At 67.7% G+C, this 15522-nt stretch carries 14 protein-coding genes and 1 tRNA gene; 8 read left to right on the top strand and 7 right to left on the bottom strand.

The genetic code is table 11. The features are described 5' to 3' along the window. Positions 1-34: 34 nt before the first annotated feature. On the top strand, positions 35-319 hold the full coding sequence (locus tag BN973_RS19470; protein WP_036469090.1) for a WXG100 family type VII secretion target: 285 nt from the start codon (positions 35-37) through the stop codon (positions 317-319). Positions 320-379: 60 nt separating this feature from the next. On the opposite strand, the gene BN973_RS19465 is transcribed toward BN973_RS19470, so the two are convergent. Next, entirely contained in the window at positions 380-2362 is a 1983-nt protein-coding gene (locus tag BN973_RS19465) for a TPM domain-containing protein (protein ID WP_036470237.1), read from the bottom strand. A 65-nt stretch (positions 2363-2427) separates the two neighbouring features. Between BN973_RS19465 and BN973_RS19460 the strand changes: the two genes are divergently transcribed. From BN973_RS19460 to dnaG, 3 genes are read left to right on the top strand one after another with little or no spacing between them, the layout of a single operon-like run. Further along, complete coding sequence (locus BN973_RS19460; protein WP_036470233.1) at positions 2428-3693, top strand: deoxyguanosinetriphosphate triphosphohydrolase; 1266 nt, start codon at positions 2428-2430, stop codon at positions 3691-3693. A 30-nt stretch (positions 3694-3723) separates the two neighbouring features. Then, entirely contained in the window at positions 3724-4332 is a 609-nt protein-coding gene (sodC, locus tag BN973_RS19455; protein ID WP_051641364.1) for a superoxide dismutase[Cu-Zn], read from the top strand. Positions 4333-4376: 44 nt separating this feature from the next. Next, positions 4377-6314, top strand: coding sequence for a DNA primase (gene dnaG, locus BN973_RS19450; RefSeq protein ID WP_036470231.1), 1938 nt, complete (start codon positions 4377-4379; stop codon positions 6312-6314). Here dnaG and BN973_RS19445 read toward each other — a convergent pair. Further along, positions 6289-6567 (bottom strand): hypothetical protein, encoded by a 279-nt coding sequence (locus BN973_RS19445; RefSeq protein WP_036470228.1) that lies wholly within the window; start codon positions 6565-6567, stop codon positions 6289-6291. The two genes, dnaG and BN973_RS19445, sit on opposite strands and share 26 nt — an antisense overlap. 163 nt (positions 6568-6730) lie before the next feature. On the opposite strand from BN973_RS19445, the gene BN973_RS19440 reads away from it, so the two are divergent. Then, positions 6731-6803: transfer RNA gene (locus tag BN973_RS19440), tRNA-Asn, on the top strand. 164 nt (positions 6804-6967) lie between these two features. Further along, entirely contained in the window at positions 6968-7291 is a 324-nt protein-coding gene (locus BN973_RS19435) for a DUF3349 domain-containing protein (RefSeq protein WP_139830244.1), read from the top strand. 8 nt (positions 7292-7299) lie between these two features. Here BN973_RS19435 and arr read toward each other — a convergent pair whose 3' ends face one another. From arr to BN973_RS19410, 5 genes are all read right to left on the bottom strand, one after another. Continuing rightward, a complete protein-coding gene (arr, locus tag BN973_RS19430; RefSeq protein WP_036470226.1) occupies positions 7300-7728 on the bottom strand; it encodes an NAD(+)--rifampin ADP-ribosyltransferase in 429 nt (142 codons plus the stop codon). A 15-nt stretch (positions 7729-7743) separates the two neighbouring features. Beyond that, the gene (locus tag BN973_RS19425; RefSeq protein WP_036470223.1) at positions 7744-9390 is read right to left on the bottom strand and encodes an NAD-dependent malic enzyme; all 1647 of its coding nucleotides are present in this window, start codon (positions 9388-9390) and stop codon (positions 7744-7746) included. Between the two features lie 81 nt (positions 9391-9471). Further along, entirely contained in the window at positions 9472-10158 is a 687-nt protein-coding gene (gene cysE / locus BN973_RS19420) for a serine O-acetyltransferase (protein WP_036470222.1), read from the bottom strand. 2 nt (positions 10159-10160) lie between these two features. After that, positions 10161-11093 (bottom strand): cysteine synthase A, encoded by a 933-nt coding sequence (gene cysK, locus BN973_RS19415; RefSeq protein ID WP_036470220.1) that lies wholly within the window; start codon positions 11091-11093, stop codon positions 10161-10163. Continuing rightward, positions 11090-12379, bottom strand: a complete 1290-nt coding sequence (locus tag BN973_RS19410; protein WP_036472735.1) for a TQXA domain-containing protein — start codon at positions 12377-12379, stop codon at positions 11090-11092. The genes cysK and BN973_RS19410 overlap by 4 nt, the downstream gene beginning before the upstream one ends. A gap of 364 nt (positions 12380-12743) precedes the next feature. Here BN973_RS19410 and BN973_RS19405 point away from each other — a divergent pair, with 364 nt between their 5' ends. Continuing rightward, positions 12744-13667 carry a family 2A encapsulin nanocompartment shell protein gene (locus tag BN973_RS19405; protein WP_036470219.1) on the top strand — a complete coding sequence of 308 codons (924 nt, stop codon included), beginning with the start codon at positions 12744-12746 and terminating at the stop codon, positions 13665-13667. Continuing rightward, on the top strand, positions 13654-15372 hold the full coding sequence (locus BN973_RS19400; RefSeq protein WP_036470217.1) for a family 2A encapsulin nanocompartment cargo protein cysteine desulfurase: 1719 nt from the start codon (positions 13654-13656) through the stop codon (positions 15370-15372). Before BN973_RS19405 ends, BN973_RS19400 begins: the two co-directional genes overlap by 14 nt. The last annotated feature ends 150 nt before the right edge of the window (positions 15373-15522 follow it).

The raw sequence follows: 15522 nt of genomic DNA, 5'->3' as shown, positions 1-15522 counted from the left end.
TCCAAAAAACTTTCAATTCAGGAGGACATAGACAATGTCGATCAATTACCAGTTCGGAGATGTCGACGCGCACGGCGCGTTGATCCGCGCGCAGGCCGCTTCGTTGGAGGCCGAGCACCAGGCCATCGTGCGCGATGTGCTGGCCGCCGGTGACTTCTGGGGTGGCGCCGGTTCGGTTGCCTGCCAGGAGTTCATCACCCAGTTGGGGCGCAACTTCCAGGTGATCTACGAGCAGGCCAACCAGCACGGGCAGAAGGTGCAGACCGCGGGCAACAACATGGCCAGCACCGACAGCGCCGTCGGGTCCAGCTGGGCCTAACAGATCCCGAGCGGTAGGGGCGTGCCGAGAAATCGGTGCGCCCCTACTGGCGTGCGGGGCTCAGAACCGTCCACCGCCGCCCATGAAGCCGCCGTCGGAACCGCCCGGCGACGAGTTCGACGAGCCGCCGAACGACGTGGAGCTCCAGCCGCCGAATCCGCCGTGCATCCCTCCGCTGAGCAGGTCGCCGAGGATGATCCCGCCCAGCATCGCGCCGGTGTCGCTGCCGCCGACGCGGGCGTAGGCACGCTGAGCCGAGACCACGTCCGAGTTGGCCAGCGACTGCGCGTTGGCCGCCAGGGTCGACGCCGCGTTGGCGTGGGCGATCGCCTCGGCCGGGTTGGTCGACCTTCCGGCATGCGCGGCCTGGAGATGCCGCTGGGCCTCGGCGAGCCGGGTGCGAGCGTCGGGCCCGACGCTGCCGCGACGGGTGTCGATGTACTCCGAGACTCCGCGCACCCGCGACTCGGCGGTGAACAACGCCTGCTCCAGCGAACGATTGAGCCGATCGGCGTCCGCCTGCTCCCTGGCCACCGTGGCCAGCAGCCGGTTGAGATCGGAGTCGGCCTTGGCCAGCTGTGCGAAAGTGCCCAGCGGATCGGCGGATCCACCGCCCGCGGCATCGACAGCTCGCACCGCGGCGTCGCGGGCCGCGGCCAGCTCGCCGGCATGCGCGGCTTTACTGTTCTGCCCGTGCAGCTGCGAGGTAGCGTGCTGGATGCCCGCCTGGATGTCGGTCATCACGGCCGGCAGCCGCTCGACGGCACGGCGGATGTCGCCGGCCGCGTTGTCCAGCGCATCGAGCAGCGCGCGAGCCTGCCCGAGCGCCGACTCGCTGGCCCGCACCGCATCGACCAAACCGCTCTGCTGTCCACTGACCGCATTGCCGGCCAGCGCTCGGGCCGCACCGATGTTGCGGTCGGCGAACGCCAACCGCTCCTTGGCGGTGGCGACATTGCCCGACACCGAAGTCAGTGCCGCAGGACCGAATTCGGTGTTCAGCTCGATCAGCCGCTGTTCGGCAGGCTCGATACGGGCGGTGAGTTCGACGACCTGCTGGGTCAGGGCGTCGAGCCGCGATGCGGCGTTGACGACCAAATCGCGTAGTTGCTCGAACGCCTCGGTCTGCGCGTCCAGTTCGCGGTCGGCGCTGGCCGCCGACACGATCACCTGGGTGAGCAGCTCGCGCTGCTGCGCCGGCGTCTCAGGCACTGCGTCGTCGAGTTGCTGACGTACCGTAAAGGCTTGGGAGAGTGCTGCTTTGGCGTTGTTGACGGCCCGGGTGAAGGGTTCGGTGCGCTCGGCGCCGAACTCGTCGATCGCCAAGGCGAGCTCGTTGGAGCTGGTGCGCACCGCATTGTCGACCTCCACCACCATCGAGCGCGACAGGTCGTCGAGGGCGGCCAGCGGCACGGCGGCCAGCGCGGTCGGATTGGTGGGGTCCACCCGTCGTGCGGCGGCCAGATCGGCGCTGCGACGCCGCCGGCGGCGATGACGCATGACGAGCACCAAGGCCACCACCCCGACGATGATCACGCCGAGGGTGGCCAGCAGCCAGAAGCGGTTTGACGAATTGGGCTGCGCGTTGAGGCCATTCGCGGCCGACACCGCGGCGCCGCGCCAGTCTCCTTCGCGCAGAGCGGGTTCGATTTCGTTGCGGCGCAGTTCGTCGACCTGAGCCTGGGTCACGCCTTTCACCCCGGACGGCACCAAAAAGGCATAGGCCCGTCCGGTGGTGGCCACCGCGAGCAGCGCGTCGTAGCTGCCCAGGTCGCTTTCGTGGATCGTGCGCTGCGCCCAGCTCACCGCGTTCTGGCCGGAGAAGTCGTCGACGTAGACCACCCACAGCCGGATGTGGCGGTCGGTGTAAAGCGTGTCGACGGCTTTGGTCACATCGGCGCGACCGGAAGGCGACAGCGCGCCCGCGTCGTCGGTGACATACCCCGGCAGCCGGAACGGGGGCTGCGCCTCGACGTCCGGTGCCACCAGCAGCCCGGTGATGAGCATCGTAAGGATCACGCCGAGTAACCGGGCAATGCGCATAGGTCAATTTAGCGCCGGGACGCAGCGGGGCCACTGCGCGGCATTCCCTGGCAGACTGTGCTCCGGTGATCACGAACCTGCAAGACCCATACGACGACTTCGACCGCCAACGGCGGGTGGGCGAAGCGCCGAAGACCGCGGGTCTGCCGGGCACCGAAGGTCAGCATCGCACCGACTTCGCCCGGGACCGGGCGCGCGTGCTGCACAGTGCCGCGCTGCGCCGCCTGGCGGACAAGACGCAAGTCGTCGGGCCCCGCGAAGGGGACACCCCGCGCACCCGGCTGACGCACTCGCTGGAGGTCGCACAGATCGGGCGGGGCATGGCGATCGGGCTGGGCTGCGATCTCGATCTCGTCGAGCTGGCTGGGCTGGCCCATGACATCGGACACCCGCCGTACGGGCACAACGGTGAGCGCGCACTCAACGAGGTCGCCGACGATTTCGGCGGCTTCGAAGGCAATGCCCAGAACTTCCGGATCCTGACCAGCCTCGAGCCGAAAGTGCTTGACGAGCAAGGCAATAGCGCGGGACTGAACCTGACCCGCGCTGCGCTGGACGCGGTCACGAAATATCCGTGGACGCGTCGCGGCGGGGTAGGCAAGTTCGGGTTCTACGACGAGGACCGCGACGCGGCGGACTGGATGCGCGCGGGTGCGCCGCAGGACCGAATGTGTCTGGAAGCACAGGTGATGGACTGGGCCGACGACGTCGCCTACTCGGTGCATGACGTCGAGGACGGCGTCGTCTCGCAGCGCATCGATTTGCGGGTACTCGCCGACGAAGACGAGGCGGCCGCGCTGGCCAAGCTGGGGGAGAGCGAGTTCTCCCGGGTGAGCGCCGACGATTTCCTGGCCGCCGCGCGCCGGCTGTCGGGGCTGCCGGTGGTGGCCGCGGTCGGCAAGTACGACGCCACCCTGGCGGCGTCGGTCGCACTCAAGCAGCTGACCAGTGAATTGGTGGGCAGGTTCGCCTCGGCGGCGATCGCCACCACGCGCGCGGCGGCGGGTCCCGGGCCGCTGGTGCGCTACCAGGCCGATCTGCAGGTACCCGACTTGGTGCGGGCCGAGGTCGCGTTGCTGAAAATTCTGGCGCTGCAGTTCATCATGTCCGACCCGCGGCATCTGGAAACTCAGGCTCGGCAGCGCGAACGCATTCATCAAGTGGCGCAGTGGATGTACGCCGGAGCGCCGCGTACGCTCGACCCGTTCTTCGCCGCGGCATTCAGCACCGCCGCCAACGACGGCGCCCGGTTGCGGGTGATCATCGACCAGATCGCCTCGTACACCGAAGGACGGCTGGAGCGAATCGACGCCGGCCCGGCGAACCCGTAACGGCCGCACGGCACCAGTTAGGCTGCGGTCATGAGCAGAAACACCGCCGTTGCCGCCGCCCTGTTGTCGATGCCGATCGTGGCCATGACCGCGTGCAGTTCGCCTCAGCATGCCAGCACCCAGCCCGGCACCACGCCGCCGGTGCACAGCGGCTCACCCGGCCCGTCGACGACGTCCAGTCCGGCGCCCAGCGGCCAGGCCCTTTCCGCTCAACTCAAGGCACCCGACGGCCGGCAGGTGGCCACCGCCACCTTCGAGGTGACCGACGGCTACCTCACCATCACCGTCAAGACGGATAACCCCGGCATTCTCGCGCCCGGCTTGCACGGCATGCACGTGCACGAGATCGGCAAGTGTGAGCCGAACTCGGTTGCCCCGACCGGCGGTGCGCCCGGGAATTTCCTGTCGGCGGGCGGTCACTACCAGGCGCCCGGCCACACCGGAAAGCCCGAAAGCGGTGACCTGTCATCGCTGGACGTCCGCCGGGACGGCTCGGCTTACCTGGTGACCACCAGCGACGCGTTCACCAGGGACGAGCTGCTGGCGGGCAACAAGACTGCCCTGATGCTGCACGGCGCGCAGGACAGCGACACGGCGATGGAGCGCGTCGCGTGCGGCGTGATCGGTCCGGCCAGCTGAGCTGGTCGTCACCGCTATCAGACCCGGCGTCCTAGACTGAGCCGATGGCTGGCCGGATCTCCGATCGTGATATTGCCGCCATCCGCGAACGCGCCCGCATCGAGGAAGTCGTCGGCGACTACGTGCAGCTGCGCCGCGCCGGCGCGGACTCGCTGAAGGGCTTGTGCCCCTTCCACAACGAGAAGTCCCCGTCGTTTCACGTCCGACCCAACCACGGCCACTTCCACTGCTTCGGCTGCGGCGAGGGCGGCGACGTGTACGCGTTCATCCAGAAGATCGAACACGTCAGCTTCGTCGAAGCCGTCGAACTGCTGGCCGACCGGATCGGCCACACGATCACCTACACCGGCGCCGCGGCCACCAACGTGCAGCGCGATCGCGGCAGCCGCAGCCGGTTGATCGCGGCCAACGCGGCCGCGGCGGAGTTCTACGCCGCGGAGCTGGAATCCGACGAGGCGGCACCGGCGCGTCAGTATCTGAAGGAACGCAACTTCGACGCCGAGGCCGCCCGCCGCTTCGGCTGCGGATTCGCACCGTCGGGCTGGGAGAAGCTGACAAAACATCTGCAGCGCAAGGGTTTTGAGTTCAAAGAGCTGGAAGCCGCCGGCTTGTCCCGGGAGGGCCGCCGCGGGCCGATGGACCGGTTTCACCGCAGGCTGCTGTGGCCGATTCGCAGCTCGGCCGGTGAGGTGATCGGGTTCGGCGCCCGGCGGTTGTTCGACGACGACCCGATGGAGGCCAAGTACGTCAACACGCCCGAGACGCTGCTGTACAAGAAGTCGTCGGTGATGTTCGGCATCGACCTGGCCAAGCGCGACATCGCCCGGGGACACCAGGCCGTCGTCGTCGAGGGCTACACCGACGTGATGGCGATGCATCTGGCCGGGGTCACCACCGCGGTCGCGTCGTGCGGCACCGCGTTCGGCGACGAGCATCTGGCCATGCTGCGCCGGCTGATGATGGACGACAGTTTCTTCCGCGGCGAACTGATCTACGTCTTCGACGGCGACGAGGCCGGCCGCGCGGCCGCGCTCAAGGCCTTCAGCGGCGAGCAGAATCTGGCGGGACAGTCGTTTGTCGCGGTCGCCCCGGACGGCATGGATCCCTGCGACCTGCGTCTGGCGTCCGGCGACGGCGCGCTGCGCGACCTGGTGGCCCGACGAACCCCGTTGTTCGAGTTCGCAATTCGTACCGCCCTCGCCGAGTTCGACCTGGACAACGCCGAAGGCAGGGTCGCGGCGCTGCGCCGCTGTGTGCCGATGGTGGGCCAGATCAAGGACTCCACGCTGCGCGATGAGTACGCCCGCCAGCTCGCCGGCTGGGTGGGCTGGGACGACGTCGCTCAGGTCATCGACCGGGTGCGGACCGAGGCCAAAAAGTCCAAGGCCCCCGCGGCGCCCCGGGGTGGTTCGGCACCGAGCCCCCGCCGCGGCGCCGAGCGGTCGGCTTCAAGCGCCCCGGCCGAACCCGCCGCCCGGCCGGACCCGCGCGACCCGACCCTGTGGCCCCAGCGCGAGGCGCTCAAGTCGGCGCTGCAATACCCGGCGCTCGCCGGCCCGGTCTTCGACACGCTGACCGTCGAGAGCTTCACCCACCCCGGTTACGCCGCGGTACGCGCCGCGATCGACGCGGCGGGCGGCACGGGGACCGGTTCCAAGACGGGCAGCACCGGCGCGCAGTGGATCGACGCGGTGCGCCACCACACCACCTCGACCCTGACCGCAGGCCTGATCAACGAACTCGGCGTGGAAGCCGTCGCCGTCGACGACGAGAAGCTGCCCCGCTACATCGCCGGCGTGCTGGCCCGTTTGCAGGAAGTCTGGATGGGCCGGCAGATCGCCGAGGTCAAGTCCAAGCTGCAGCGCATGTCACCGATCGACCACGGCGACGAGTATCACGCCCTGTTCGGCGACCTGGTCGCGATGGAGGCATACCGGCGCAGCCTGCTAGAGCAGGCTAACGGCGACGATCTGACGGCGTAAGGGCCTCGTCGGCACCTCGCTCGACCTCGCGCCGCACCACGGCCGTCTCGTCGTCGATCTCGGCCACGGTGACAAACCCCGCGTCGGGCGAGATCGTGTTCGCGATCTTGCGCCGGCCCCCTTCGATCATCGACTGAGCCATCGGACTGCTGGTCAGCGCGCGATACGTAGCGACGAGCTGCTCGTATCGGCGACGGCCGGCTTTCGCGCCCAGCACGTAGCCCAGTCCGAGCACGACGACATATCGGATCAAAGCGTCCCTCCCCACGACGGTGCGGATGGGTCCATCCTGCCTCACTCGGCTGGGTGCGTGCCCCCCGACCGGCCTAGCTGGGCGCGGGCGAACTTGGGCTCGGGTATGCCAGTACGCTAGAGTCGTCCAGCGTCCGCGCCAGATTTCGCGCGGGCCAGGTTAATCCCCTGTAGCTCAATTGGCAGAGCATTCGGCTGTTAACCGAAGGGTTGGTGGTTCGAGTCCACCCGGGGGAGCAGGGTACGGCGCACCTGTCGATCTTGCTCGGGGCGCCATCAACGGGGGGCTCGGCATCGATGGTTCGAAATTTGACATGCGTACAGGCCGCGATGCATTTACGTCACCGTCAGTTAAGTAGCGATGCGTACGGTTTGGTCGTCGCGCGCGAGGGTGCCCGCACATGACGGCAGGAGGGTGGTGTGGTCCGGTGCCGTTGAGCGGATTGGTGACCACATTCGACACCGTCATTCGAGCCGGATACCCGCAGGGCGTGCCGCGCGCCGACTATGTCCCGCTGCTGGCCCTGCTGCGGCGCCGGATGCCGGACCACGCGGTGGCCGCGGTGGCCACTCATGTGGCGACGCGCGGCGCCCTTGATATCACCGCCGCCGATATCCGCGCGGCCATCACCCGCGTCGCCGACGAACTTCCCTGCGCGGCCGATCTCGAACGCGTCCAGGGGCGGCTTGCGGCGATCATCGAATTGGCCCAAAAGCCGGCGTAAATGCGGCCCTAGTCGTAGATGACGGCTAGTCCTCGCCGCTCGAGGTCGGCCAAGCCGTCGCGCATGGCCTGAAGCTGGTCGGGCGAGTGCCCCACCCAATCCGTAATCTCGCCAACGATTTTCACGGGTTGCCGGGTGCGGTAGGACCGAGTCGGGTTTCCGGGGAACTTCTTGTCGGTCACGTTCGGGTCGTCCTCCAGCTCGCCTTCCGGTTCCACGATGTAGATGCGGCCGCGGCCTTCTCCCTTGGCCAGCTCGGCGCCCCACACCGCGGCATCCAACGTCCGCGTCACATAGACGTGGTTCGCCAGGCGTCCGCTGCCGTAGTTCGACCGGTGCCCGGGCACCAGGAAATCGCCGGCGGCAAGGTCGACCTTGGTGCCGTGCAAAAACGCACCCGACTCGTGCACTTCAAAAGGTTTCGGCCCGCTCGTCACGAAAAGTCCTCGCGTCTAGTCGTATTCGGGGCGCCACATCGTGTCGAGGGCGACTTGCCGAGGGTCGTCGTGTTTTCGGGTGGCCACCCCGTCGTCGACGGCGGCGCGATAAACGGCCTCGGCGACCGCGCACGAGACGGCGCACAGGTTCTGCACATCCGGCAACAGCGAGTCACCGGGATTGGTGGGGCTGGCCTGTCCCGCAATGGCTTTGGCGGCCGCGTGCAACATGGCCCGGGTCAGCCGCCGGGCGCCGGCGACGATGATGCCCAGCCCGAGCCCGGGGAACACCAGCACGTTGTTGGCCTGGCCGATGGTGTGGGTGACGCCATTGTATTCCGTTGGGGCGACCGGGGTTCCGGTTGCGACCAGCGCTCGGCCGTTCGACCAGGCCAGCACGTCGGCCGGCATGGCCTCCATGCGTGAGGTCGGGTTGGACAGCGGGAAGATCATCGGCCGTTCGCAGGACGCGGTCATCGCCTCCACGACCTCGCGGGTGAAAGCGCCGAAAACGGTTGAGCAGCCCAGCAGCAGTGTGGGAGAGGCCAACTTGATGGCGTCGACCAGCCCCACCCGTTCGCCGGCCGCCACGCCCAGCTGTCGGCGGTCCTTGGCGTAGGGCACCTGGAAGTCGCGCAGGTCGTCCATGTCGTTGAACAGCAAGCCCTGCTTGTCGATCGCCCAGATCGCGGAGGTGGCCTCGTCCGGGGTGGCACCGTCGTCCACCATCGCGTCGCGGAGCTGATCGGCCACACCGATCCCGGCAGTGCCGGCGCCGAAGACGATCGTCTTCTGGTCGCGCAGCGGCACGCCGGTCAGCCGCGCTCCGCCGTGCACGGCGGCCACCACGACGGCGCCGGTGCCCTGTACGTCGTCGTTGAACACGCAGTAGTCGTCGCCGTAGGTCGTGAGAATCTTTCGCGCGTTGATCGGCCCGAAGTCCTCGAAATGCAGTATGGCGTTGGGGAACAACCGGTTGGCGGTTTCGATGTAGCGCTTGATGAAGTCGTCGTATTCGGCACCCTCGCGTCGTGCGTGGCGGTTGCCCAGATAGAACGGATCCTGCAGCAGCTGTTCGTTATTCGTGCCGACGTCGAGCGACACCGCGATGCAGCGGCGCGGATCGATACCGCCCCCGGCGGTGTAGAGCGCCAGCTTGCCCACCGCGATTTGAATGCCACCCACACCCCAGTCGCCGATCCCGAGGATGGCCTCGGCGTCGGTGCACACGATCAGGTCGACGTCGTCGGGTCCCAGCCCGAACGTCTGGAAGGCGTCCGCGATGTCATCGGGTTCGTCGATGCTCAGGAACAGGCCGCGCTGGCCGCGGTATTCGTCGGAGAAGCGTTGAATGGCCTCGCCGACCGTGGGCGTGTAGACCACCGGCATCAGCTCGGGCAGGTGGTCTTCGAGCACCTTGTAGTACAGCAGTTCGTGGCGATAGTGTAGCTGCTCGAGGAGCAGGTTTCGGCCGAGATCTGTTGACATGCTTTGCAATTGATGCCACACCCGGTCGGCTTGCTGCTCCAGCGTGAGCACCGCCGACGGCAGCCGGCCGGTCAGCCCGAGCCGCTGTCGCTGTTCGTGAGTGAAGCCGACGCCACGGTTGAGACTCGGGGAGGACATCGCTATCGGAATCCGGGGCACGTGGCCGTCGCTCATCGGCAACCTCCGTCGTCGTACGTCAAGTCACGGTAGCGCTGATCGCGGTAAACGTATCTTGAAGAGCAACCAAAGGCGACGTCAGATGGAGAAGTCCTCGCCGTGCCAGACCCCGGCCTCGGGCGGCCGGATCACGCGGCCGTTCTCGGTGTCGTCACCAGTCAGTCCCTCGAGCCTGGCCACCCGGGTGAGCAGGGACTGCAGGCTGACGCCGACCAGATCGGGCATCAGCGCGTCGTCCTCGTTGCCGCGGGCGAGACGGGTGACGACCTGCCCGGGAACACCGACGACGACGGAGCTGGTCGGTACCTCTTTGACGACGACGGCGTTGGCGCCGATCCGGCTGTCGGCGCCGATTTTGATCGGGCCGAGGACCTTGGCGCCGGCGCCGATGATCACCCGGTCACCGATCGTGGGGTGGCGCTTACCGGTATCGACGCCGGTGCCGCCGAGCGTGACGCCGTGGTAGATCGTGACGTCGTCGCCGACCTCGGCGGTTTCTCCGATCACGATGCCGGTGGCGTGGTCGATGAACAGCCCGGAACCGAGAACCGCGCCGGGGTGGATCTCGACGCCGGTCAGGATGCGGGTGAATTCCGCCAGTACCCGCGCGGCCAGCCGGGCACCGCGGTTCCACAGCAGGTGGCTGATCCGGTGGCCCCAGATGGCGTGCACGCCGGGGTAGGCGAAGATGACCTGCAGCGTGGTGGGCCGGGCGGGATCTCGCTCCTTGGCCGCCCGGATGTCTCGCCGCATGGTCTCGAACATGGCTAGTCCGCCACGTCGGCGAAAAGCGGCGTGCTCAGATACCGTTCGCCGAAGTCGGGGAGGACGACGACGATCAGCTTGCCGGCGTTCTCGGGCCGGCGGGCCACCTGCAGCGCGGCCACCACGGCCGCACCCGAGGAGATGCCGACCAGCAGCCCCTCTTCGCGGGCCAGCCGGCGGGCCAGGTTGATCGAGTCGTCGTTGCCGACGCCGATGACCTCGTCGACCACGTCCTCGCGGTAGACCGGCGGCACGAATCCGGCGCCGAGGCCCTGAATCGGGTGCGGCCCCTTCTGACCGCCGGACAGCACCGGCGAGGCGGCCGGCTCGACCGCGACGAACTGCACGGACGGCTTGCGCTCCTTGATGACCTCGGCGACCCCGGTGATGGTGCCGCCGGTGCCCACCCCCGCCACGAAGATGTCGATCTTGCCGTCGGTGTCGCGCCAGACCTCTTCGGCGGTGGTCTTGCGGTGAATCGCCGGGTTGGCCGGGTTCTCGAACTGCTGAGGCACGAAATACCGCTGGTCGGTCTTGGCCAGTTCCTCGGCCTTGGCGATCGCGCCCGGCATGCCGTCGGCGCCGGGGGTGAGGATGATCTCGGCGCCGTACGCGCGCAACACCTTGCGGCGCTCGACACTCATCGTCTCCGGCATGGTCAGCACCAGCTTGTAGCCGCGCGCCGCGGCCACCATCGCCAGCGCGATGCCGGTGTTTCCACTCGTCGGCTCGAGGATGATGGTGTCGGGCTTGATCAGGCCGGCCTCCTCGGCGGCGTCGATCAGCGCCAGGCCCAGGCGATCCTTCACGCTGTTCGCCGGGTTGAACGATTCCAGTTTGGCGACGACGTCCGCGCCCGCGCCGTCGGTGACGCGGTTCAGCCGGACCAGCGGCGTGCGCCCGACGAGCTGGGTGATGTCCTCGGCGATGCTCATGAAACTTCCTCCACGATATCGATACAAGACTCGTCGGCCGGCCAGGTGATGTCGAATTCGACGGCCACGTCTGTGGGTACGGTCAGGGCAATCGGTGTAAATCGTTGCGACGCCTCCTCTAGCGCCACTCCAGTCAGGACCCGTCCCTTGAGGTTATGCGGTGTTGTCGCGGTCAGTGTGGTTGCGCGGGTACCCGGTGCGGGACGCAGGTAAAAGTCCCGGCCGGGCGCAACCAGGTCGCCGATGGTTCGGCCGTCCGCGTCGACGAGTGTGTGTCCGTCAGTCACGTTGAGCGTCAATGGGATTGCCACTTGGAATGGTCCTACGAGTTCGGAGTCGGCTGTCGCGTGCGTACCGACCAGTTGGGCGCCGTCGGTGTCGGGTGCGGCCTTGTTTGCACCGGTGAGTAGGTAATTGTAGAGGTGCACGATTCGGTCGGCGTTGCGGTAATGGCGGCTTCCGGTGAGCCAGAAGCGAACGTAGTCGATTGTCGGGTTGTCGGCGTCGGTTGCCGCGACCAGCCGGTAATAGCGGTAGCCGCGTCCGCCGCCGCTGTGGCTGCTGGCCGACACCGTGCTGCCGACACCGAGTGTGCGTTGGTGGCGGCCACTTCCGGCGGCCACGGTCAATTGCGAACCCGAGATATCTTGCCAGACAACGCCGTTGGCTGACTTTTGCAGCTTCAGCGTGGTGGGGGCTTCGGCGTCGGTCCACACCGAGTAGCCGCCCAGCTGCGGCTCGCCGTCGAATTCGAACATGGTGATGCCGCCCGGCTGCCGGTGCACGGCGACGGGAACGTTCAGCGGCCGGGTGTGCAGGTCCAGTCCGTTGGTGAAATGCCAGATCGCGGCCTGGGTCGCCGCAATCGCTTGGTGTTCGCCGATGTTGGCCCGCCCCAGCGGGTAACCCGCCTGGCGTACCTGCCGGCTCAGTTCGGCGGTCGGCAGCACCGGGTAGGAGTGCCGCAGGATCCAGTCCACCTGCGCTTCGTAGCCGCGGGTGTGCAGGTGCGGCAATGCAGACCAGGTTCCCAGCCGGTAACGCGACGGGTGATGGGGCGCGATGCCGGTGAAATCCAGCGAGTAGGCCTGCAGGTTGGGGTTCAACCTGATCAGGTCGGTGCGCGCGGTGCTGCCGTCGGCAAACGCGATCTGGTCGATGGTGTGGGAGTACGTGCCACCGCGATAGCGCGTCATGTGGGGGAGCTGGGTCGCCGGGCGCACCAGTACGCGCCGGCGCGTCGCCACCCGCGCCATGGCGCGATTGGGCATGGACAGCACGGTCATGAGTGGTTGATCTTCCTGAAAGTAGGTAGCGCGCATATCTGTGACCCCGGCTGGGTGGTCGTCCAACCCGCCTGCGGGCAGCGCGAGGATTTCTACGGCGTCGAAAGGCGTCAGGAAATCAACAACAGCAACAACAACAGCACACGGCGAGGCAGCGCGAAGGAGCGAAGCGCAGCTGAAAGGCCTGTTGCATAGCCCCACTATAAGCCATCAGCTACCTTTGGCACTTCTGCTCACGCCCGGTCTAACTCTGTCCGGCAGCTCCGAGGTCCGCCTACGCTCAGCGCGCGGATTAGCTCATGGTGAGTGATCATGGGTCTTCCCGACCTCGCCGCAGAATTCGGCCCTGCACGGAAGGATCACGATGACGTCGGTTCAAAACGAGTCCCAGGCACTCGGCGATCTCGCGGCCCGGCAACTCGCCAACGCGACCAAGACCGTCCCGCAGCTCTCGACGATCACGCCCCGGTGGCTACTGCACCTGCTCAGCTGGGTCCCGGTGGAGGCGGGTCTGTACCGGGTGAACCGGGTGATCAACCCCGAGCAGGTCGCGATCAAGGCCGAAGAGGGTGCCGGCACCGAAGAGCCCCTGCCCGAGACCTACGTCGACTACGAGACCAGCCCGCGCGAGTACACGCTGCGCACGATTTCGACCTTGCTCGACATTCACACCCGCGTCTCCGATCTGTACTCCAGCCCGCATGACCAGGTCGCCCAGCAGCTGCGGCTGACCATCGAGACCATCAAGGAGCGCCAGGAATTCGAGCTGGTCAACAGCCGGGAGTACGGCCTGCTGGCCCAGGCGACTCCCGAGCAGACGATCCGGACACTCGGCGGTGCGCCGACACCCGACGACCTGGACGCGCTGATCACCAAGGTCTGGAAGACGCCGAGCTTCTTCCTGACCCACCCGCTGGGTATCGCCGCGTTCGGGCGGGAGGCCACCTTCCGGGGTGTGCCGCCGCCAGTCGTGAGCCTGTTCGGCGCGCAGTTCATCACCTGGCGGGGCATTCCGTTGATCCCGTCGGACAAGGTGCCGGTCGAAGACGGCAAGACCAAGTTCATCCTGGTACGCACCGGCGAGGAACGTCAGGGCGTGGTGGGACTGTTCCAGCCGGGCCTCGTCGGCGAGCAGGCCCCGGGGCTGTCGGTGCGGTTCACCGGCATCAATCAGTCGGCGATCGCGACCTACCTGGTCACTCTCTATACATCCCTGGCTGTCCTCACCGACGACGCGCTCGCCGTGCTCGACGACGTCGCTGTGGACCAGTTCCATGAGTACAAGTGAGTACCGGTCGGTAGACGCCGAAAGCGAGCTGCCCATCAGCGCCACGGAACTCGCGACGCTGGCCACGCAGCTGTACGCGGCCAGCATCCGGCCGCGGCCCGACAGCCCGCCGCAGGCGGCGCCGGTCGCTCCGCGCGGCGGCGTGCCGGATGCGACGGCGACGCCAACGGTGGCCGCCGGCAGCGTCGCCGACCCCTATCTGCCGCCCGGTGACCTCAGCGCGTTCGCGGTCCCCGGCCAGGGCATCGTCCCGACGGTGCCCGGCGTGCTGGCCACAGCGGCGCCGACCGTCCCGGTCGGCCCGCGCGGCTCGGCGCCGTTTTCGGGGGTCGGGTGGTTGCCGGAGGCGCCGTCGGTTCCCGACCTGGGCTGGTCCGGCACGGTTGCGGCGGTACCGAACGCGCCGGGCGGCGGCGACCACGACTATTCCTTCCTTACCGACGCCAATCGGGTCCCACAGCTTGCCGACGACCATGAGATCTTCGACGTCAACGCGGTGCGGGCGGACTTCCCGATCCTGAAGGAGACGGTCAACGGAAAGCCGCTGATCTGGTTCGACAACGCGGCGACCACCCAGAAGCCGCAGGCCGTGATCGACCGGCTCTCGTACTTCTATGCCCACGAGAACTCCAACATCCACCGGGCTGCACACGAGCTGGCCGCCCGGGCAACCGACGCCTACGAAGAAGCCCGCGAAACCGTGCGGCGGTTCATCGGAGCGGAGAAGGCCGAGCAGAACATCTTCGTGCGCGGCACCACCGAAGCGATCAACCTGGTCGCCTACGCGTGGGGTGGCAAGCACCTGGGTGCCGGCGACGAGATCGTCATCACGCACCTCGAACACCACGCCAATATCGTTCCGTGGCAACTGCTCTCGCAGCAGACCGGAGCGGTGCTGAAAGTCGCCCCCGTTGACGACGCCGGCAATCTGCTGCTCTCGGAATTCGAGGACCTGCTCGGACCTCGCACGAAGCTGGTTGCCGCGACCCATGTTTCGAACGCACTCGGCACGGTGACGCCGGTCGAGAAGATCGTCGAGCTGGGCCACCGCTACGGGGCCCGAGTGCTGATCGACGGCGCACAGTCGATTCCGCACCTGCCGATCGACGTCGCGGAACTCGGAGCCGACTTCTTCGCGTTCTCCGGCCACAAGATCTACGGCCCCACCGGGATCGGCGTGCTGTACGGGAGTGAAGAGGCGTTGGCGGAGATGCCGCCGTGGCAGGGCGGCGGCAACATGATCGCCGATGTGACGCTGGAACGTTCGTTGTACCAAGGCCTTCCGAACAAGTTCGAGGCGGGCACCGGCAACATCGCCGATGCGGTCGGTCTCGGCGAGGCGCTGCGCTATGTGGAGCGCGTCGGAATTGAGCGGATCGCAGCCCACGAGCACGCCCTGCTCGATTACGCGACTCCGCGGCTGGCGGACATCCCCGGGGTGCGGCTGGTGGGCACCGCAACCGAGAAGGCCAGCGTGGTGTCGTTCGTGCTCGCCGGGCATGAACCGCTCGAGGTGGGCAAGGCCCTCAACGCCGAGGGCATCGCGGTGCGCGCCGGGCATCACTGCGCACAGCCGATCCTGCGACGCTACGGTCTGGAGGCGACGGTGCGACCGTCGTTCGCGTTCTACAACACCTTTGCGGAGATCGACGTCTTCCTGCGGGCCGTGCGCCGGATTGCCGAGGGCGGCGCCGGAGCTGGCTGACCCACGGCTTTGACTGTGCGACCACGAATTTGGGTGTGCGTCCACGGCCTTGCGTGTGCGTCCACGGCTTTGCGTGTATGTCCACGGTGGCCTCGTCCGGCGTGTCGCCGCCCTCACCGCACACCCGGCGCCAATGATGCACGCTCATCG

This window comes from Mycobacterium triplex (assembly GCF_000689255.1).
Lineage (GTDB): Bacteria > Actinomycetota > Actinomycetes > Mycobacteriales > Mycobacteriaceae > Mycobacterium > Mycobacterium triplex.
Note: the sequence above shows the minus strand (reverse complement) of the source record. Positions and strands in the feature narration are given on the sequence as shown.

Excerpts from the sequence above, each read along its gene's own strand:
- cysK (WP_036470220.1), bottom strand. The coding sequence starts at position 11,093 with ATGAGCATCGCCGAGGACATCACCCAGCTCGTCGGGCGCACGCCGCTG.
- BN973_RS19410 (WP_036472735.1), bottom strand. The coding sequence starts at position 12,379 with ATGACCGTGCTGTCCATGCCCAATCGCGCCATGGCGCGGGTGGCGACG.
- sodC (WP_051641364.1), top strand. The coding sequence starts at position 3,724 with ATGAGCAGAAACACCGCCGTTGCCGCCGCCCTGTTGTCGATGCCGATC.
- BN973_RS19405 (WP_036470219.1), top strand. The coding sequence starts at position 12,744 with ATGACGTCGGTTCAAAACGAGTCCCAGGCACTCGGCGATCTCGCGGCC.
- BN973_RS19400 (WP_036470217.1), top strand. The coding sequence starts at position 13,654 with ATGAGTACAAGTGAGTACCGGTCGGTAGACGCCGAAAGCGAGCTGCCC.
- BN973_RS19425 (WP_036470223.1), bottom strand. The coding sequence starts at position 9,390 with ATGAGCGACGGCCACGTGCCCCGGATTCCGATAGCGATGTCCTCCCCG.
- BN973_RS19435 (WP_139830244.1), top strand. The coding sequence starts at position 6,968 with ATGACGGCAGGAGGGTGGTGTGGTCCGGTGCCGTTGAGCGGATTGGTG.
- BN973_RS19465 (WP_036470237.1), bottom strand. The coding sequence starts at position 2,362 with ATGCGCATTGCCCGGTTACTCGGCGTGATCCTTACGATGCTCATCACC.
- BN973_RS19470 (WP_036469090.1), top strand. The coding sequence starts at position 35 with ATGTCGATCAATTACCAGTTCGGAGATGTCGACGCGCACGGCGCGTTG.
- dnaG (WP_036470231.1), top strand. The coding sequence starts at position 4,377 with ATGGCTGGCCGGATCTCCGATCGTGATATTGCCGCCATCCGCGAACGC.
- cysE (WP_036470222.1), bottom strand. The coding sequence starts at position 10,158 with ATGTTCGAGACCATGCGGCGAGACATCCGGGCGGCCAAGGAGCGAGAT.